The organism is Peribacillus sp. NPDC097895 (genome assembly GCF_050277555.1).
In the GTDB taxonomy this organism is placed as follows: domain Bacteria; phylum Bacillota; class Bacilli; order Bacillales; family DSM-1321; genus Peribacillus.
The window spans coordinates 429,283-448,305 of sequence record NZ_JBNNSH010000002.1 but is presented as its reverse complement, the minus strand read 5'-3'; the positions used below and the strand labels follow the sequence as shown (position 1 = coordinate 448,305).

The following is a 19,023-nucleotide window of genomic DNA, read 5'->3' as shown; positions in this document are numbered from 1 at the left end:
ATTTTATAAAACTACTTGTCTAATTAGAAAGACCACTATATAATGAATCTTAAATTCAAAAGAGAAAAGTAGTCAACAATTAAGTAAGGCTTAAAAGTTAGCTCTAATAGCCAGATATGATACGACTTGTTAGCTCAGTGGGAGAGCACTTCCTTGACAGGGAAGGGGTCGTGGGTTCGAATCCCTCACAGGTCATCAACTGCCAAAGGCTCAAATCCTTGATATCACAGGGATTTGGGCTTTTTTTATTTATTAATACTGGATGCGATGAGAACAACTTGTAGAAATTTCAACACTTCATCATCTTCGTTTGGCATCAAATGGACGTGATTTGTTAACGTGATTGTAGAATCCGAATGTCCTAAACGTGCCACAAGACGTATCTCCCCCTTCAGAAATCAAGATGGAGTGCTGGATATCTTGAGACCTTGAAACCTAAAACTAATGGATGTACATATGCCTCTTCAAAATGAAACGTATCATTACGCGTAACATGTTCTCCGTGGATCTTGTAGGGTCCCGGTCTCCGTAAAGCTTAATCTCTTTATCTGTAAACATCTTTATACACATTGAACATTTCCCCAACTTCTATTTTCTTCATTATTAAACTACCTATAAGAAGCCTTTTTTTAGTGTCTGGACTATAAATGAGTAATGAGATGGGCTTTTCTTTTTAATTTTCCCTTTCTCTCGTTGGGTTGCAAGAAAGGAATCAAGTATTGCAGCAAAGACGATATGCTCCTTTTGATTCAAGTATCGGTGGCTTCTTTCACTATAAGCATCTGGAGGGATAGGCTTTTTTCTCCTCTTTCTCATTCCATTACATACCACGGGTTCTCAGTTCTAAAAAAGCACTTCAATTAATAAGATTTTATAGTTGTGTGTGATAAGAGGAGGGGTAAGAAGCTCACTACGATCGAAGGATTACATGACGATCCTATGCAGCATGCTTTTATTGAGAAATGGGCTTTTCAGTGCAGGTATTGTACATCAGGATTTATTTTGAAAGCTCGTGCGCTAGTGAACCAATATCCAACGTTAGTATTCCACTGGTAAAGTACATTAATTATGAAGTTAGGTTATTTGGTTCCTAAAGAATAAGGCAATGGGTGATCAGATGAGTGAATTCTATCGATATATAAAAAAACTGAATAAACAAAAAGAGGATTACTTCGTAAGGGCAACTGTCTTTGAGGTATTGGGGTCAGCCTATCGGCATAAAGGAGCAATGATGTTCTTCGGAAAAGATGGTAAACAGTATGGTACTTTAAGTGCGGGCTGTTTAGAAGAGGATTTATCTTATCATGCTACGGAAGTGATGACTACTTTACATTCTAAGATTGTTGAATATGATCTATCTTCTGATAACGACATACTGTGGGGAATTGGATCAGGCTGCAATGGGAAGATCAAGGTCCTGCTTGAACCATTTGGGTGGAGCTATGTACCACCGAACCACAATCAGCCAGCATTGCCCGTAATAGAACGGCTTCTTGATGATGGAAAATCCATTTTTATTGTTAAAAGCATAGGAGGGAAAGTAGCAGCAGGGACTATGATTTATTGTTCAAATGATGAAATGGTGACCGGTCATATGGACCAAGGCGTTCAGCAAAGATTAGTATCCCATTTAAATGAGTTTTCTGATTTAGGTACCGAATTTCAGTATACAGTTGTACAGGATTTAGAAAGTGAATTTGTTTTCGAAAGAATCAAACCTAGGGATACGTTATACATTTTTGGTGCAGGTCCAGATGTGGAGCCTGTTGTTAAACTTACCTCGGCTTTCGATTTTGAAACGATAGTTATTGATCCAAGAAGCGTTAGGTGTAATCGAAATTTCTTTCCATCTGCCGACGTTTTAATCAATGAGCATCCCGAAGTTTTTTTAAAGGAAAACAGACTACGAGAAAATAGTTATGTCATAATAATGACCCACAATTTCTCTCGGGATAAACAAATATTACCGTTATTATTGGACCAATCTCCTCCCTGCTATATTGGAATATTGGGCTCAAGAGTCAGAACAGAACGTTTACTCCCTCCAAAACAATTGCTTGATAAAATCCATTCCCCAGTGGGCCTAAATATCGGTGCAGAAGGACCAGAGGAAATTAGTATTAGTATTATGGCTCAGCTTATACAATTCAGAAAGCTTATTTGTTGAAAAATGAAAAAGGAATATCTTTAATGCCCATCTTTATTGTTGGACTATAAATCCATGGTGAAAAATTTATGAATGATAACATTAGAATTTCTGCTGTAATTCTTGCGTCAGGTATGTCAAAACGAATGGGCACCACTAAACAGCTTTTAATGTTTCAAGGAGTGCCGCTCTTGGAATATACAATTCGGAAACTCCTTTTTTTCCCCTTTATAAAAATTTATGCAATTATCGGACACAATTCGAATGAAATCATGAATTTAATTGATATAAAAGATCGGCGGTTTGAATGGATTTTTAACAATATGTATCAAGAAGGACAAAGTGCGGCTTTAAAAAAAGCCATAATGACTATAGAAGATGCGGATGGGATGATGGTGTTCTTGGCGGATCAGCCATTGATTCTTGACGAAACAATCAGGCAAGTATTTAATGAAGCTGCAAAACGAATGAAAAAACAGGAACCGAAATGTGTCGTACAGCCTTCCTTTTCCGGAAAAAAGGGACATCCGGTGTTCTTTTCAACTACATTGTTTCCTTTTTTTAAGATGCTGCAAGGTGATGAAGGTGGTAAACGTATCATAAACCACTCCAAAAACCACCATATTATAACAGTAAGTGATCCAGGGATTTTGTTCGACATCGATACTCCGGAAGATTATCAGATCCTATTAAGTAAGGATAGTTCAGCACCCTTTCCTGAATAGAGGGATAATTTTTTTTTCTATTGGAATGTAGTCATTGTATAGGTTAATTGTTTACGTTGGAAGTACTGTATATGTATAGATCTATCGCAATTCAAATTTCATGCTAGATTCTTGAATTCTTAAATAGAGTCCGCTTTGGCTTCTAATGGCTGGCCGCCGTTTCTGATCCAATTCCACCTCTCTGTCCGCGATTTTCAACATAAGCATAAGGTGACATCATATCTTCGGGGCCTGCCATTTATGAAATATGACACGTATACAAACGAAAATCCCTGTTAATGAAAACGTATACGATGAATGTTACGGAAACAAGAAAATGTGGTCATTTAGGGCTTTGTAAGGTCTTTGGTTACGGTCTTCGGTCTTAACGGGATTTCTTTTTAAAAAAACAGGACCTTATGAAATGGTCCAAGTTCTTCTGTAGTAAATTGGAATAGTTCCTATTGGAGTAATCTGGATTGGAGAAGGGTCCAATACAACAGGTACAGGAGGAAGATGAGAAGGACCAACTTTTTTACATCTTAGACTTTGTTTATTTCTTTGACCATTATCTAATTTTGGAACGTGTTCGTTAAAGTAGTGGCTCTGATATTGAATGCCATCAATTTCATCATTACGACCCAATAAAAAATCATCAAATTTCCTTTTAGAAGTCATTTCGTCACTCCTGATTAAAAGTTTTTCAATTTGTATACCCGATATATACAAAAAATCGATTAATTGATTGGGCCAGATGGAGAAACTATTAAGAGTGTTTTCAGTTTTTAAACGTTTTAACAGGGAAAGGGCCGTGGGTTCGGGTCCCTCACAGTTCATCAACTGCCAAAGGGCTTAAATCCTTGATATAACAGGGATTTGGGCTTTTTTTCTGAATTTCCATCGATTTATTCCTTTATGTTTATGCATTGACCAAAGACTTCACAGTATCGGCAGGTGACGGTAAATCGTTCGTTGCGTGACGTTAGCCTCTTTGGTACACTATGCAGAAGTACATTTCACTTCGATTGCTAGGATTTGCTATCGAATGGCATAAATATGATGGATGATCTTTACATAAATCATGGTCCTTGTTAGCAGAGGGGTGCCCCCAAACAAAACCTGAAAGTGGGGAGCATATTATCCGGTTACTGCATTCGCTCTTAACTTGTGGAACTAGTAATGAAGTGCAGTTTAATCTGATATTCAAAGAGGAATGATGGGGCAAAAAAAACATTAATACAAATCCAATCTTACCTTAAACAAAACGTGTTTGGTAAGAAACAACCATATCTTCCCTCATACAGCAGGAGTTGTATGGGGGCTTGTATTATATGAGGAATTTTCTGTTTAGATACTATAGGAGGAAGCAATGAACAATTATAAATTGACCATTCAATATGATGGCGGGCGCTATAAAGGCTGGCAACGACTCGGTAATAGTGATGATACGATACAAGGGAAAATAGAAAATGTATTAACGGAAATGGCAGGGGAAAAAATTGAAATCATTGGTTGCAGCAGAACGGATGCCGGTGTACATGCCTTTGCTCAAATCGCCAATTTTAAGATCGGTGAAAATCTGACTGAAGCTGAAATCATGAATTATTTGAATAGATATTTACCAAGAGATATCAGCATTGTCGAGGTTAGGCTTGTTCCTGATCGTTTCCATGCCCGTTATAATGCTAAGGATAAAACTTATTTGTATAAAATCTGGAACGAGCCATATACAAATCCTTTCATGCGAAAGTACAGTATGCATGTAGAGGAAAAGCTGGATATCACAAGAATGAAAAAAGCATGTCAATATTTTATAGGTGAACATGATTTTACTTCTTTTTCAAATGCAAAGTCCAAGAAAAAATCCATGGTGCGTGAAATATATTCCATTGATATAGAAGAAAATGCCGGTTTCATCGAAATTACAGTGAGAGGTGATGGATTTCTTTATAATATGGTTAGAAAGATTGTCGGGACATTGATTGAAGTTGGGTTGGGTGAAATCGATGCTGAAAATATACCGAGTATTTTAGAGTCAAAAGAAAGAATCCAAACGGGCCGTATGGCGGAGGCAGCTGGGTTGTACTTGGTGAAGGTTGATTTTTAGACTAAATATTGCTGCATCGGTTAATGTATGTAAAGTGGGCAGGTAGTTGAAATTACGAAAGAAGGGGAGATTCGATGAGGTTAGCAGGAAAGAAAATTATCAGTCTTGTGCACCATGATTTTGAAGATTTAGAGCTCTGGTATCCGATCTTACGATTAAAAGAAGAGGGAGCGATCGTTCACCTCGCTGGAGAAAAGGCGAATGAAACATACATTGGAAAATATGGTGTACCAGCCGTATCCGATTATGAGTATGGCAGTATTAAAGCTGAAGAATATGATGCCATTCTTGTACCGGGGGGGTGGGCACCTGACAAAATTCGTAGATTTCCTGAAGTGATATCACTTATCCAAAGCATGGAAGAAAATAAAAAACCCATCGGGCAAATTTGTCACGCTGGTTGGGTATTGATTTCCGCTAAAATTTTACAAGGGAAAAATGTAACGAGTACACCTGGGATTAAAGATGATATGGAAAATGCAGGAGCAACTTGGATAGATAAGCCCGTCGTAGTTGATGGAAACCTTGTATCAAGCAGACGTCCGCCTGATCTACCGGACTATTTAAGGGAATTGATAACCGTGATTGAAAAACGTTAAAACATATTAGGGTGAAAAAGTGGTTTTTTCCTTCTGGAAAGACCACTTTTAATTATTCCTGCCCCGATATTAAGGAGTATTTTCACTCATTCAATCCGATTAACCAGCTTAATGCCAATTATTAATTTTTTCATTTTAAAAATCCTTCCCCTTCGAATGCATTGCACAAAGACTGCACAGAAACTCCACGAGTCGGTCAATTTGTCTTATTGCTTGCTGTTAAGTTCCTTCATGGGCGCGCATTTGGACTCAGCAATTGTTTACTTATATGATATTAGTCGAAAGTATTACCTTAATTGATCCTTAATCAAATCAATGTACAAATTTCCTTTTGTCCCTACGACAGCATATGAGATGTCAAAAACAGCAAGGTTTCTTTTTTTGAGTTCAGCCTTTAACCATTCGTCATCGTATGTATGTTTGGATAAGTTGTCATATAAGATCTTCCCATCATAGATCAGTTCTAATGGTACTGTTCCTACTGAGGGCAGTAGAGGCAAATCCTGCTTGGTGGCATTTTGGTATTGGTTTTTTTTTAATACAGAGAGGGATCCATTTATCTCTAAAATGGCACATTCCACTTCTTCTATGTTGAAGATATCTTTTCCTCGCAAAGCCTGTTTAAGAGAATCCAGTGAATACCCCAGTCGCTCCATTGACCCTTCAAGAATTTCTCCCTTTTGTATTAAGATTGCAGGTTCTCCAGCAATCCATTTCCCGAAGCGCGGATTTCGAACTGCTAGAAGATTCAGCATAAAAACGACGGTACCCATAATAATAAGTGCAATGATAAAATACAGGAATTTAATTTTAATATTGAATGCTAGATTCCCTGCAATTGTTCCCATCGTAATTGAAGCGATATAAAGGTGATAGGTTCTCTGGGCAATCGTCTGTTTACCGAGCAGCTGGACAAATACCCATAATAAAATAAATGAGGTAAAGGTTCGAAAGATGATTTCAATAAATCCTGACATGACTATTTCTCCCTTACAAAACTCCTGACAGTTCATTTTTGATAGTGTGTTCTTACAGCAAACCTTTTATTCTGTAACTAAAAAAGGAAAAAGACAAGAAACCGTCTTGAAATGGGGGCCCATCTAACATAAGTTGATAGATTTATTCCATTGGTGTGAGGTTAAGAAGAATTAATCAAATTATGAAACATACTTCCTTTTAAGAAGCAAGTGGCTCGCTACATGCTTTTTTTATTTGATTTGAATAATCCATGGATATGTTTACTTAGTATTGAATAAGAAATTTCTTCGAATAATAGTATCAAAATACGTTTGTACGGGGGTATGTTTTGAGAAATATTCGGGAAATTTTTATTGACGATTTAAAGAGCATTTATAAAAACTTCTTTGTTTGGATCGTTGTTATTTTTCTTATGTTCATCCCGTCCATTTATGCATGGTTTAATATTGTCGCATCTTGGGACCCATATGCAAACACGGAAGGGATCCTCGTCGGTGTTTCCAATAATGATAAAGGTGCGGAGCTAAATGGTAAAACGGTGAATTTAGGAAAGGAAGTCATAGAGGGTTTAAAGGGGAATAAAGATTTAGGCTGGAGATTCACAACTGAAAAAGATGCGATTGCAAAGGTGGAAAAGGGGGATTATTACGCAACTATCATTATTCCAGAGAATTTTTCGGAGCATATCGCGACCATCATGACGGATGACCCTATGAAAGCGGAGATTGATTACTATGTGAATGAAAAAATCAATTCCATTGCTCCTAAAATTACGGCAGCAGGAGCCAACAGCATTGTAGACAATGTGAGCAAAAGCTTTATTAAATCAGCTAGTGGGAGTATCCTTGCCATCTTTAATGAACTGGGTATCACGTTGCAAAATGAGTTGCCAACCATTCAAAAAATGAAAAATATGGTGTATTTATTAGAGGGGGAGCTGCCTGAGATAGAAAAAAATATCAAAACTGTTCAAAAACATGTAAAAAGGGCAGAGGATATCATTAAAATGGTAAATGATGGTCTCGGTGCGATAGAAGGAATAACGTCGCAGAAAGATAAATTGGTGTCTGACGTTTCTAGTTATGTAGATTCAACAAGGCAGGCTTTCGAAGAAATGAATCCACTCTTGCAAAATGATATTGCGAATTTAAGGAGTGATAATGAATCCATATTAGTGCTGGCAAACCGGTTAACGGCTCAGGATTTGCTGGGCAACGAGGCGGATCAGCTAGTTGATCAAGGGATAACGAGGATAAATAAAGAGTTGTATCTTTTGGACAGCATGTTTAACTTATTGGTGAGAGTCAATCAATTTAGTGCAAAAAACGGGCTACAACCAGAAATACAGCTAGTCGATGATCTTCGGGATAACGTTTCGAAACAACTTCAAGCGCTGAATAATCGCTCCTTCGGCTCACTTATAAATCTTGGTGAGAACAATGATCAAGTCTTGGCAAGCTTCCAGGATAACTATTCAAGTGATACAGGTCCAAAATTCAATGCAATATGGAATGAAACGGATTCCATATTGCAGAAAGTTCAGCTTACGATGACGGAGGGCAGCCAGGTTCTTCCAGAAGTGAAGACACTATTGAATGAGACCAATCGGACGTTGGAAACACGTACAGGAGAAATCGATAAATTACAGGAAAAGTTTCCGGAAATAGAATCGAAAATAACGGCACTAGCATCTAAAATGAGAGAAATCGATAAGTCTTATAATATGGAAGAAGTGATTGCGTTCCTGAGGAATGACATTGAACAAGAAAGTGACTTTTTTTCAGAACCAGTACTGCTCAATAAACACAGTTTATTTCCAATCCCAAACTATGGATCTGCCATGTCTCCTTTCTTCACGGCACTATCCCTATGGGTTGGCGGCACAATTTTGATTTCCATGCTTAGCGTTGGTGTTTCTCATAAAGTTTACAGCCCGTATCAAGTTTATATTGGGCGGTACCTTATATTCTTCATCATTGGATTAATGCAGGCACTTAGTGTTTCCATTGGAAATATTATTCTGATTGATGTGTATGTAGCGGATAAATTTGAGTACATCATGTTTTCTGTCTTGATAAGTACAGTATTTACACTGATTGTGTATACATTGGTTTCGGTTCTAGGGAATGTTGGAAAAGGGTTGAGTGTAGTCTTGATGGTCCTTCAAATATCAAGTTCAGGCGGCACCTTCCCCATTCAAGTGACACCGCCCTTTTTCCAACATATCAACCCCTTTTTGCCATTCACCTATGCCGTTGGCTTACTTCGTGAATCGGTGGGTGGAATAACTTGGAGTGTTGCTGGCAAGGATATTTTCATCTTGTTTCTCTTTTTATTAATCGCGTTCCTTATAGGTATCATTTTGAAAAAGCCATTGCATGCTAGGACGCAAAAGATGAAGGGTAAATTGTATGGAAGCAGGATTTTCTAGACACTCAATGTTTATGGGGCACCTTGAAATGCAAGGCACTCAAGGTGCTTCAAAAAATTATAAAATCAGCCTGAGCCTTAATAAAAGGGCTCAGGCCTTTTGTATGAAGTCAGGAATTTGTCAAGTGAGTTTTTTGATATGGTCATTGAATTGACAGCTAAATAGAAAGATATCAAAAAATTAGAATTTTTGCATTTTTATAGTTGACAAAAACCATTGGATTAATCATTATTAAGAAATAATGTTTTGTGAATCGATGCGATATAAAAGTGGGGTGACTTTATGTATTTAACAATAGATGGCATTGTAAAAAGTTTTTCGAATGAACATAAAGAACGCACAAAGGTACTCGACGAGATTAACATAGAGGTCGAGAAAGGAAGTTTCGTTTCGATCGTTGGACCATCGGGATGCGGGAAATCGACACTCCTTTATCTAATCGCCGGCCTTGATAAGGCTGATAAAGGTGAAATACGTGTAGCTGGAAAAAAGGTGATGAAGCCAGGACCGGAACGGGTGGTAGTTTTTCAAGAGGCGGGGTTATTTCCCTGGTTAACGGTACTTGAAAATGTTACATACGGCTTGAAGTTAAAGAAAATGCCTAAAGAAGAGGCTAAATCGAAGGCAATGGACATTTTAAAAATGGTTCATCTCAGCCGTTATGTGGACTCCTATCCACATCAACTATCAGGGGGCATGAAACAGAGGGTAGCCATCGCAAGAGCGCTGGTGATGGAACCGGATATTCTATTGATGGATGAGCCATTTTCTGCGCTAGATGAGCAAACGAGGATGGTCTTGCATAAAGAGTTGCTCGAAATCTGGAGAAAAACAAAGGTGACAATCTTTTTCGTTACCCATAATATTCGTGAGGCCGTTCAGCTTTCCGAAAAAATTATCGTCTTTGCAACCCGTCCCGGGAAAATTAAAGAGACGATTTCCGTCCCTTCCATGAAAGATGGAGTTATGCCAGATAGTGTCACTTTACATACTGAACAAAGGGTTCTATCTATCTTGCAGGAGGAAATTGAAAAAGTGTTGAAGGAGGAAATGGGGAATGATTACAGCTTTAAGACGAATCATATTCATCGCGATGATAGCGGGGATATGGGAAGTCACATCTAGATTATCCAGTCTTCCGGATTTCATGTTCCCAAGCCTGACTCAGGTTTTGGAAACTTTGTTTAAAGGGCTAGTAAGCGGACAAATAACCGAAGCTATCGGGAAAAGCCTCGGCCGTATCCTGATCGGCTTTACGATTGCCATTATAGTAGGTCTGATATTAGGCTATTTCATTTGGCGCTTCAAACTGGTTGAAGATACTTTAGGATTCGTCGTGACGGCCTTACAGTCCATCCCGAGTATCGTTTGGTTCCCTTTAGCGATCATTTGGTTTGGGTTGAATGATTTCTCGATTCTCTTTATCGTCACCATCGGTGCAACATGGACGATGACAGTTAATGCAACCAGCGGATTCCGAAATGTGCCCCAGTTGTATCAACGGGTTGCCAAAACATATGGATCGACAGGTTTTCACTTTCTGCGCACCGTGATTTTACCAGCTTCCGTCCCGCAAATAATTTCCGGACTTCGAATTGCGTGGGCATTTTCTTGGCGCGCATTGATGGCCGGTGAACTGCTTGGCGGAGGAGGCGGTCTTGGACAATTGCTTGAAATGGGCAGATCATTGGGTCAAATGGATTTGGTCATCTCCGTAATGATCATTATCGCAATTATCGGAACAATCGTCGATAATGTAGTCTTCTCCCGTCTCGAACGGAGTGTTCAACTTAAATGGGGAGTGAATCATCGGTAGTTTTATAAGATCATAGTTAAAAAGGAGAGAAAAATATGAAAAAATCATTTTTTGCCCTTATTTTGTCTGTATTGTTCATCGGAATAGTAAGCGGGTGCGCCCAGTCCACCAGTGAAGACGAGGGAAAGGGTTCTGGGAAACAAACCGTGAAAATCGGATATTTTCCTAATTTAACTCATAGTGCAACGATCATTGCGCTTGAAAAAGGCTATTTTGAAGAAGAGTTCGGTGAAGATGTTAAGATAGAAACCAAAACGGTGGCAAATGGCGGATTATTTATGGAAGCAATGGCTACAAACGCTATTGACGTCGGAACCGTCGGACCTGGTCCATTGCTTAACTTTTACGTTAAAAACCCGGAATACCACCTAATCTCTGGAGCTGTTAATGGCGGTGCCGTTCTTGTGGCAAGCGAGGGAAGCAAGGTTACGGATTTAAAAGATTTGGATGGTAAAAAGGTAGCGATTCCCGTCATAGGTAGTACACAGGATGTCATGCTTAGAAAAGCACTTCAAGATGTTGACTTAAAACCGACAACAAATGGGGGAACAGTTGAGCTATATGCATCAGCACCTGCTGATACAACTGCTCTTTTTGTCCAAAAATCAGTCGATGCAGCAGCGACCCAGGAACCATGGGGATATGTATTGGAAAACCAGGCAAAGGGAAAGTTAGTGCTTGACTGGGATCAGTTTGCATGGGGAAAAGATTCACCAAACACGGTAGTGGCTGCAAGCCAGAAGTTCTTGGATAAAAAAGGTCTCGCTGCTTCCTATTTGAAAGCGCATAAGAAAGCGGTGGATTTTATTCAAAAAAATCCTGAAGAAAGCCAAGAACTAGTTATTAAGCATTTGAAGAAACTGACCGGAAAAGAATTAAGTAAAGAAGAAGTTGCCTCGGCATTTTCACGCCTGGAAGTGACAACTGATGTGAATGAGCAAGTCATTCAGGAAATGGCTGATATAAGCAAAGAGACGGGTTATATTCCTAGCAGTGATATAAAAGGCCTGATCGATTTATCCATTCTTGGAGAAGTGACCAAGTAACTTGAAATAAGAAGGCGCCTCAGCCGTTCGGGCTTGGGCGTCTTTTTGTGATGAAGTTAGGAATTTTTATTTCTACTGCAAACAATGACTCCCCACTATGGACAGACTTGATCCAATGCTTGAATAACTTGATCAACCTCTTCCCAGGAATGGATGGTTGCACCTGAAGCCAGTGAATGTCCGCCTCCATTGAATTGACGGGCTACGGAATCGATGGGAATATTCCGTGAACGAATCCTGACACGGATTTCCTTAGGATATTCAATGAAAAACGCCCAGATCTTGTTGCCTCTAACGCTTGAAAGCGTATTGATTAAATTCGAAGCTTCGACTCGGTCTACTCCATACATATTGAACAGATCCTCCGTAATAATGAAGTAAGCTACCCCTTTGTTGGTTACCTTGTAGCTCATGAGTATGTCTTTTTGAAGCCTTGAAGAGTTTTTCGTTTTTAAATTAAGAAAGTTATGGATTCTTTCTGGCTGAAAACGATAAGTTCTTAAATGCGAAACCATTTTTAATGTTCTAGGAGTGATATTCCCATTCATGAAATTCCCTGTATCACTAAGTATCCCTGCATAAAGTGCTTTAGCCGTTTCTTTATTCAGGGTAAAGTCTTCATGAAATTCCATACTTAATTCAACAAGCATTTCGCATGTAGAGCTATAAGTAGGGTCGGCCCAAGAAATGTCGCCAAATAATTCATATTCGGGATGGTGGTCAATTTTGATCAGCATATCCCCGAGTTCATGGCGGGGATCACTGATTCGTGAAATGTTGGCAGTATCACACACAATGACTAAAGCCCCTTTATATTGGTTATCGGTAATGACATCCATTTCACCAATGAATAAAAGCCTATCCACTTCATCGCCTACCACAAAAACTTCCTTGGAAGGGAAAGAGTGCTTCAATAGCCGTTGTAAGCCGATTTGTGATCCCAATGCATCAGGGTCCGGATTAACATGGCGGTGAATGATTATCGTTGGGTATTTCTTGATCGCTTCGATTATTTCCTTTTTTTTATTGACCATATTGCCATCTCCCTTTGAATCTTTCCTTGCCTGTCGAGCGTTAATGGATCGAACGAATCATTTAAGTATCTCCAATCATCACATTTAACACGAATAAAGGCAATTTCAAATACTGTGTATTGTATAAGAATATTTAAGCATTATCAATCGACCGTCAAACAAAGTTATTGCAAAATTCAAACAATGGATTTATACTTAATTTACCAAACCGATGACAGCAAGTTACCTTGCTGCATGGCCGGCTTGTTATAAATCTGGAATTCATAAAAATTGACTTGGTTCACTTGATCTTCCTTTGCAGGAAGACAGTGCGTGGATAAGGGTCAGTGAAACGTTCAATGTATTAACATTGTTTGTTTTACTGGCTCTTTTTTTGTATCGCGATAGTTTGAAAGGGGTGATGATATGAATGGAGCTTTGGAAGGAGTCAGGGTCATTGATGTATCCCGTGTTTTGGCAGGGCCGTTTTGTACAATGATTCTTGGTGATTTGGGTGCCGATGTTATTAAAATCGAACATCATGAATCAGGTGATGAAACGAGAGGATGGGGCCCGCCTTTCGCCCAAGGAGAAAGCGCTTACTATTTATGTGCGAATCGAAATAAGCAAAGCATGACCCTGAATTTAAAGTCGGAACAAGGGAAAGAGATTTTCCGAAAGTTGGTGTCTTCCGGGGATATAGTGATTCAAAATTTTAAGACGGGTACCTTGGAAAAAATGGGATTAGGTTATGAGGAATTAAAGGAATTCAACCCCAAACTGATCATGGCCTCGATTACTGGATTCGGTTTAACCGGTCCTTATAAAGATTTACCTGGCTATGATTATATCATTCAAGCGATGAGTGGTTTGATGAGCATTACAGGAGAAAAGGATGGGAGCCCCGTAAAAGTCGGTGTGGCCATAGCTGACATATTGACTGGCTTATATACATGCATTGGCATTTTATCAGCTTTACATCATAGGGATAAAGCGGGGGAAGGACAGGAAATAGATATTTCGTTAATGGATTGTCAGGTATCTTCACTAGTGAATGTCGCCAGCAACTATTTATTCAACGGTTTGACTCCTGAACGGATGGGAAACCAACACCCAAATATCGTTCCATATCAAACATTTCGTACAAGCGATGGAGAGCTCGTGGTGGCTGTAGGGAATGATGAGCAGTTCAGGCGATTCACAACTGTTATCGGCAAACCCGATTTAGCGGAGCGGGAACAGTTTAAGCATAACGAAAATCGTTTGCTGAACAAGGAAGAATTAATATCTCTAATAGAGGATTCATTGAAAGGAAAGACAAAGAAAGAGTGGAAAATGATGTTTGATGATGCAGGGATACCGAATGGTCCGATTAATGATATTGCAGAGATGTTCGAAGATCCACAAATCATTGCAAGGGGCATGTTGGTGAAAATGGAACATCCTACAATCCAAGACCTTAGAATGACAGGATCGCCCCTTAACCTTTCAAAAACGCCTGTCACGATGAGAAACCACCCACCGCTGTATGGAGAGCACACCGATTCCATCTTGGCTGAAATAGGGTATGACCCGGACCAAATAATCAAATTTAAGCAAAATAAAATTATTTAGGAGGAATTTTGATGATGAATTTCGAATTAACAGAAGAGCAGCAAAGCGTGAAAAAAGTGGTAAGGAAATTTGTCGATAAGGAAATTATCCCATATATTCAAGAATGGGATAGGCAAGGTCAATTTCAACCCCATATTTTAAAAAGACTAGCCGAATTACAATTGATGGGCGTCTGTATACCCGAAGAGTATGGCGGGGTCGGAATGGATTATAATACCCTGGCAATCGTTTGTGAAGAGTTGGAGAGAGGCGATACGGCTTACCGAACTGCAGTGTCTGTACATACAGGCTTGAATAGCATGACTCTGTTGCAATGGGGGACGGAAGAACAAAAACAGAAATATTTAGTTCCGCAAGCAAAAGGGACCAAGATTGGTGCTTTTGGTCTGACTGAACCGAATGCAGGGTCTGATGTAGCGGCCATGAAGTCAACGGCAAAGCGTGTTGGGGATCATTATATTTTAAATGGATCTAAAACATGGATTTCACTCTGTGATTATGCGGATCATTTCCTCATATTTGCCAAGACCGATCATGATCTTGGTTCAAAGGGAATTACTGCTTTCATTGTAGAAAGAACTTTTGAGGGAGTGGAGTCGAAAGCCATTAAAGGTAAATTAGGGATTCGTGCAGGGAATACAGGCGAAATCTTTTTAACGGATGTAAAAGTTCCGGTGGAGAATAGGCTTGGTGAAGAGGGAGAAGGCTTCAAAATTTCCATGTCGGCATTGGACAGTGGTCGGTTTACAGTGGCCGCTGGTGCTGTAGGATTAATTGAAGCAAGCCTGGAAGCAAGCTTGAAGTATTGCCATGAACGAAGTACATTTGGAAAAGAGATTGGCAGGCATCAGCTAGTTCAACAGATGATCGCCAAGATGACTGCAAATTTAGAGATATCAAGATTACTTGTCTTTAAAGCGGGGACTTTAAAAAACCAAGGAAAACGGAATACGAAGGAAACATCGCTTGCTAAGTGGGTTTCATGTAATGCTGCTAACGAAGCAGCCAATGATGCCGTTCAAATCCATGGCGCCTATGGCTACTCTGATGAATATCCGGTCGAACGTTTTCTGCGGAATTCAAAAGCTCCTGTCATTTACGAGGGAACCCGTGAAATTCATACTATGATGCAGGGTGAATACGCACTTGGCTACAGAAAAGATAAAGAGCTTCGAAAGCAATTGCCTGCATGGCCCTTCGAGCAAGTTTCCGTACATTAAATATATAGAGGAGATCAGATGATGAACACATATTTAATTGCAGGGCATGCAAAACTTCCACAAGGTATGGCAGCGAGAAATATATATGATTCCATCACGATAACTGTAGAACTGGACTTTAAATATGGTGTTATCGTCGAGGCATCCTGTACACTTGCCACAGAACATGGCAGGGAATTCATTCGTCAATTGCTGCGCGGTTACTGTCTGAAAGATGGGATCGAAGAACTAATTGATCGCGTACAAATGTATTATCGTGGAAAGGCTGGCCAAGCCATACAAGCCGGGCTGAAAGATGTGTATGCACAATTCGAACTGGTCTCCGTTAAATAAAGAAAAATAGAAGGATCCTACCGATATGTAAGAGGGTAGGATCTTTTTTTGAGGATCTTAATTATAATAATCCTTCATTTTTCGGGATATAAAAAAGAGGTGTTGAAGAAAACACCTCTTTGCCCTTCAGTATATTTTTGTACAAATACATTAAAAGGGTTCGTGAACCTAGAAGCCCCAATTCCATTTCCTACGGAAGTTTCTGCTGCTGCCGTGGCATCTGCAGTTGTGAGAAGAACACCGATTTCTGCTAGTGCGCCTTTGGGTGCTGCAAGTGGACCTCCTCCTGCTAGTGCGCCTTTGGGTGCTGCAAGTGGACCTCCTCCTGCTAGTGCGCCTTTGGGTGCTGCAAGTGGACCTCCTCCTGCTAGTGTGCCTTTGGGTGCTGCATGTAGATCTCCGTTTCCAGCAGGAGCGTCTTTGCGTGCCGGAAGTGGACCTCCTCCTGCTAGTGCAACGTTGAGTTCTTCTGCGGGAAGTTCGTCTATTATTGTTGTTTTTACGTGAAGAACGGCCTTTTGAACATGGGTCATTATACATGAAATCGCCTAAGCCGAAGGAATTGGCTCTATCCACCGCATTTTGTATATTTTGAATGATGTCAGACATATTTATATATCCCCCTTTCTATACGTTAAACTATGCCCTTGTACGTAATATGCCAGAGGTAATAGCACAATTTTATTTAAAAATTTGTTTTGGGTGACACCTCTTGCTTTTTTTCCATAATTTAATATGAAAGTGAAAGGGAAGGGTTAGGTTATATGAATGCTGACAAGAAGCTGCCTGTGTATCAGCTTTTTATTCCACCTGTAAATTTAAAGGATCTTCGCAGCGATATATGGTGTAATGATCCTGTACCTGCAAAGTTAACCATCAACAAAAAAAAACTGGATATTGATATTGTTTACCGTGGCTCACATATCCGAAGTTTTCGGAAAAAGTCTTATAATGTAGTTTTTTATAAACCTAATACATTTAGGAACGCCAAGGAAATTCATTTAAATGGAGAGTATAAGGATAGATCTTTACTAAGAAATAAATTATCTTTGGATTTTTTTGCGGATATAGGGACCTTATCACCGAAATCCCAGTTCGTTTTCCTGAATCTGAACGGAAAGGACGAGGGAATATATCTAGAATTGGAATCAGTGGATGAATATTATTTGAGGAAAAGGGATTTACCAAAAGGGTCCATTTTCTATGCAGTGGACGGTGATGCCAATTTCTCATTAATGAGCGATTTGGATAAAGGAATCAAAAAATCATTGGAGATGGGATATCAAAAAAAATGCGGCGCAGCAAAAGATGAATTATATTTACAAGAATTGATTATGCAAATCAATACAATTCCAAGGGTGGATTTTGAAAAGGAAATTGTAAAATATGTCGATGTGGAAAAGTATCTGCGGTGGCTTGCTGGTGTCATATTGACGCAAAACTATGATGGGTTCGTTCATAACTATGCCTTATATCGGAATGGAAATACAGGACTCTTTGAAATCATACCCTGGGACTATGATGCGACATGGGGTAGGGATGTCAATGGGAAAGTGATGGAAGAGGACTATGTGGGAATCGAGGGGTTTAATACATTGACTGCTAGAATACTGGATATAAGGACATTTCGTGTTCGATATCAAAGTCTTCTAATGGAGATTTTGAACACCCAGTTTAACGTTAAGTATATGAAACCTATCATTTCTGGAATGCATGATCAAATAAGACCTTATGTTTCAAAAGATCCATATATCAAGGATGAAAAGGAGAAATTTGACAATGAGCCCGATTTTATCCTGAAATTCATAAAGGCCCGTGCAAAGTATATAAATAGTCGGCTATATAAATTGGATTAATAATTTCCCTTACTTTAGATGGAGAGTATGATTGGACAATGAAAAAAACAGCAGGAGTGTTGAAATAATAACACTCCCTGCTGTTTTCCGCTCGATTCCATTTGCTTTTCTAACCTATTACAGCTATGTTTGATAGAAAGATATAATCTAAAGTAAAATGAAGGATGGGAATGGATTGACTAATCACAGCCGTATACCGGCATATATATATACCTTTACCTGCAGCCCTGACGAACGCTCATTATCTAAAATGGAGATGCGCTCGTTTTTTGGCTTTGAGACTACGGAAAATATTTTGAAAAGTGATATAGAAATTGAGCCGAGCAGAAGTCCTTTTATTAAAGGGCGGGTCGATGTCATGTTTGAAGGGGATAGCATATCCGACATTGTTGAGCAAGTAAAGGATATTCAATTGCCTAATTCAACATTCAAAGTATTATTCGTAAAAATTAATGATTTGAATAAAGAAGCAAAAATAGATTATGATGGACAGCGTGAAATTGAACGGGAGATTGGCTGGCACATTCAAGGAAATGCGGATGTGCGTAATCCTGATCAGGTCTTTGGAATAGTGACCTTAGGAGGCCGTTGGTATTTTGGGAAGTATGTCAAACCCGAAGCGGTTTGGTTACATCATATGAAGAAGCCGCGTGAATATTCCACAGCACTTAGCACAAGAGTTGCGAGAGCCATTGCCAACATTGCCGTTCCACATCCAGATGGAATCAAAGCCATTGATCCATGCTGCGGAATCGGTACGGTATTGGTAGAAGCACTATCAATGGGGATAAATATTGTTGGCCGAGATATCAACCCACTTGTTACTGATGGCTCTAGAGAGAACATTGCCTATTTCGGACTAGAAGGTGATGTAACTACTGGTCCGATTTCGGAGGTCACCAATAACTATGATGTAGCGATTATCGATATGCCTTACAACTTATATACACATGCGACACCGGATGATCAACTCTCTATCCTTAAACATGCGAGGCGCTTTGCAGACAAGGTCGTTGTCGTAACGATTGACACGATGGATCATATGATTTGTGAAGCGGGTTTTGAAATTGCTGATCGCTGTGTAGCCAAGAAAGGAATTTTTTCCAGACAAGTTGTAGTTTGTGTGTGAATTTGGTCAGGGATTGGAAAAGGCTGAAATC

General features: G+C 39.4%; 19 protein-coding genes, 1 tRNA gene and 1 pseudogene. 15 read left to right on the top strand and 6 right to left on the bottom strand.

Annotation, left to right across the window (positions count from 1 at the left end; translation table 11 throughout):
* Positions 1 to 123 precede the first annotated feature (123 nt).
* Positions 124 to 195 (top strand) — tRNA-Val (locus ACQKMH_RS13470).
* Positions 196 to 245: 50 nt separating this feature from the next.
* Here the strand turns inward: ACQKMH_RS13470 and ACQKMH_RS13465 are convergent.
* A complete protein-coding gene (locus ACQKMH_RS13465) occupies positions 246 to 374 on the bottom strand; it encodes a hypothetical protein (protein ID WP_427587980.1) in 129 nt (42 codons plus the stop codon).
* Positions 375 to 879: 505 nt separating this feature from the next.
* Between ACQKMH_RS13465 and ACQKMH_RS13460 the strand changes: the two genes are divergently transcribed.
* The 3 genes from ACQKMH_RS13460 (at position 880) to ACQKMH_RS13450 (ending at position 2,871) form a co-directional block, all read left to right on the top strand.
* Complete coding sequence (locus ACQKMH_RS13460) at positions 880 to 1,056, top strand: 2Fe-2S iron-sulfur cluster-binding protein (protein ID WP_427587978.1); 177 nt, start codon at positions 880 to 882, stop codon at positions 1,054 to 1,056.
* A gap of 61 nt (positions 1,057 to 1,117) precedes the next feature.
* Positions 1,118 to 2,167, top strand: a complete 1,050-nt coding sequence (locus tag ACQKMH_RS13455; RefSeq protein WP_427587976.1) for an XdhC family protein — start codon at positions 1,118 to 1,120, stop codon at positions 2,165 to 2,167.
* Between the two features lie 68 nt (positions 2,168 to 2,235).
* On the top strand, positions 2,236 to 2,871 hold the full coding sequence (locus ACQKMH_RS13450) for a nucleotidyltransferase family protein (protein WP_427587975.1): 636 nt from the start codon (positions 2,236 to 2,238) through the stop codon (positions 2,869 to 2,871).
* Between the two features lie 396 nt (positions 2,872 to 3,267).
* Here ACQKMH_RS13450 and ACQKMH_RS13445 read toward each other — a convergent pair whose 3' ends face one another.
* Positions 3,268 to 3,528 (bottom strand): hypothetical protein, encoded by a 261-nt coding sequence (locus ACQKMH_RS13445; protein WP_427587973.1) that lies wholly within the window; start codon positions 3,526 to 3,528, stop codon positions 3,268 to 3,270.
* 691 nt (positions 3,529 to 4,219) lie between these two features.
* Between ACQKMH_RS13445 and truA the strand changes: the two genes are divergently transcribed.
* Positions 4,220 to 4,957, top strand: coding sequence for a tRNA pseudouridine(38-40) synthase TruA (truA, locus tag ACQKMH_RS13440; RefSeq protein ID WP_427587972.1), 738 nt, complete (start codon positions 4,220 to 4,222; stop codon positions 4,955 to 4,957).
* 74 nt (positions 4,958 to 5,031) lie between these two features.
* Positions 5,032 to 5,556, top strand: coding sequence for a type 1 glutamine amidotransferase domain-containing protein (locus tag ACQKMH_RS13435; protein WP_427587971.1), 525 nt, complete (start codon positions 5,032 to 5,034; stop codon positions 5,554 to 5,556).
* A 287-nt stretch (positions 5,557 to 5,843) separates the two neighbouring features.
* On the opposite strand, the gene ACQKMH_RS13430 is transcribed toward ACQKMH_RS13435, so the two are convergent.
* Positions 5,844 to 6,533, bottom strand: coding sequence for a DUF421 domain-containing protein (locus ACQKMH_RS13430; RefSeq protein WP_427587970.1), 690 nt, complete (start codon positions 6,531 to 6,533; stop codon positions 5,844 to 5,846).
* Positions 6,534 to 6,862: 329 nt separating this feature from the next.
* On the opposite strand from ACQKMH_RS13430, the gene ACQKMH_RS13425 reads away from it, so the two are divergent.
* From ACQKMH_RS13425 to ACQKMH_RS13410, 4 genes are all read left to right on the top strand, one after another.
* Positions 6,863 to 8,965, top strand: coding sequence for a YhgE/Pip family protein (locus tag ACQKMH_RS13425; protein WP_427587968.1), 2,103 nt, complete (start codon positions 6,863 to 6,865; stop codon positions 8,963 to 8,965).
* Between the two features lie 282 nt (positions 8,966 to 9,247).
* Complete coding sequence (locus tag ACQKMH_RS13420; protein ID WP_427587966.1) at positions 9,248 to 10,090, top strand: ABC transporter ATP-binding protein; 843 nt, start codon at positions 9,248 to 9,250, stop codon at positions 10,088 to 10,090.
* Positions 10,023 to 10,781 (top strand): ABC transporter permease, encoded by a 759-nt coding sequence (locus ACQKMH_RS13415; RefSeq protein ID WP_427587965.1) that lies wholly within the window; start codon positions 10,023 to 10,025, stop codon positions 10,779 to 10,781. The genes ACQKMH_RS13420 and ACQKMH_RS13415 overlap by 68 nt, the downstream gene beginning before the upstream one ends.
* Positions 10,782 to 10,816: 35 nt before the next feature.
* Positions 10,817 to 11,827, top strand: a complete 1,011-nt coding sequence (locus ACQKMH_RS13410; protein ID WP_427587964.1) for an aliphatic sulfonate ABC transporter substrate-binding protein — start codon at positions 10,817 to 10,819, stop codon at positions 11,825 to 11,827.
* A gap of 95 nt (positions 11,828 to 11,922) precedes the next feature.
* On the opposite strand, the gene ACQKMH_RS13405 is transcribed toward ACQKMH_RS13410, so the two are convergent.
* Positions 11,923 to 12,861 carry a DHH family phosphoesterase gene (locus tag ACQKMH_RS13405; protein WP_427587962.1) on the bottom strand — a complete coding sequence of 313 codons (939 nt, stop codon included), beginning with the start codon at positions 12,859 to 12,861 and terminating at the stop codon, positions 11,923 to 11,925.
* Between the two features lie 405 nt (positions 12,862 to 13,266).
* Here ACQKMH_RS13405 and ACQKMH_RS13400 point away from each other — a divergent pair, with 405 nt between their 5' ends.
* Genes ACQKMH_RS13400 through ACQKMH_RS13390 form a run of 3 tightly spaced genes read left to right on the top strand, consistent with a single transcriptional unit; the run spans position 13,267 to position 16,007 of the window.
* Positions 13,267 to 14,454 (top strand): CaiB/BaiF CoA transferase family protein, encoded by a 1,188-nt coding sequence (locus ACQKMH_RS13400; RefSeq protein WP_427587961.1) that lies wholly within the window; start codon positions 13,267 to 13,269, stop codon positions 14,452 to 14,454.
* A gap of 14 nt (positions 14,455 to 14,468) precedes the next feature.
* The gene (locus tag ACQKMH_RS13395; protein WP_427588509.1) at positions 14,469 to 15,674 is read left to right on the top strand and encodes an acyl-CoA dehydrogenase family protein; all 1,206 of its coding nucleotides are present in this window, start codon (positions 14,469 to 14,471) and stop codon (positions 15,672 to 15,674) included.
* A gap of 21 nt (positions 15,675 to 15,695) precedes the next feature.
* Positions 15,696 to 16,007 (top strand): DUF3870 domain-containing protein, encoded by a 312-nt coding sequence (locus ACQKMH_RS13390; RefSeq protein ID WP_427588508.1) that lies wholly within the window; start codon positions 15,696 to 15,698, stop codon positions 16,005 to 16,007.
* Between the two features lie 74 nt (positions 16,008 to 16,081).
* Here the strand turns inward: ACQKMH_RS13390 and ACQKMH_RS13385 are convergent, their stop codons facing one another.
* Positions 16,082 to 16,540, bottom strand: coding sequence for a hypothetical protein (locus tag ACQKMH_RS13385; protein ID WP_427588539.1), 459 nt, complete (start codon positions 16,538 to 16,540; stop codon positions 16,082 to 16,084).
* 19 nt (positions 16,541 to 16,559) lie between these two features.
* A pseudogene (locus tag ACQKMH_RS13380) lies at positions 16,560 to 16,616 on the bottom strand (hypothetical protein); the annotation flags it as partial.
* A gap of 155 nt (positions 16,617 to 16,771) precedes the next feature.
* Between ACQKMH_RS13380 and ACQKMH_RS13375 the strand changes: the two are divergent.
* Positions 16,772 to 17,863 (top strand): CotH kinase family protein, encoded by a 1,092-nt coding sequence (locus ACQKMH_RS13375; protein WP_427587960.1) that lies wholly within the window; start codon positions 16,772 to 16,774, stop codon positions 17,861 to 17,863.
* 157 nt (positions 17,864 to 18,020) lie between these two features.
* A complete protein-coding gene (locus ACQKMH_RS13370) occupies positions 18,021 to 18,992 on the top strand; it encodes a TRM11 family SAM-dependent methyltransferase (RefSeq protein ID WP_427587959.1) in 972 nt (323 codons plus the stop codon).
* Positions 18,993 to 19,023 lie beyond the last annotated feature (31 nt).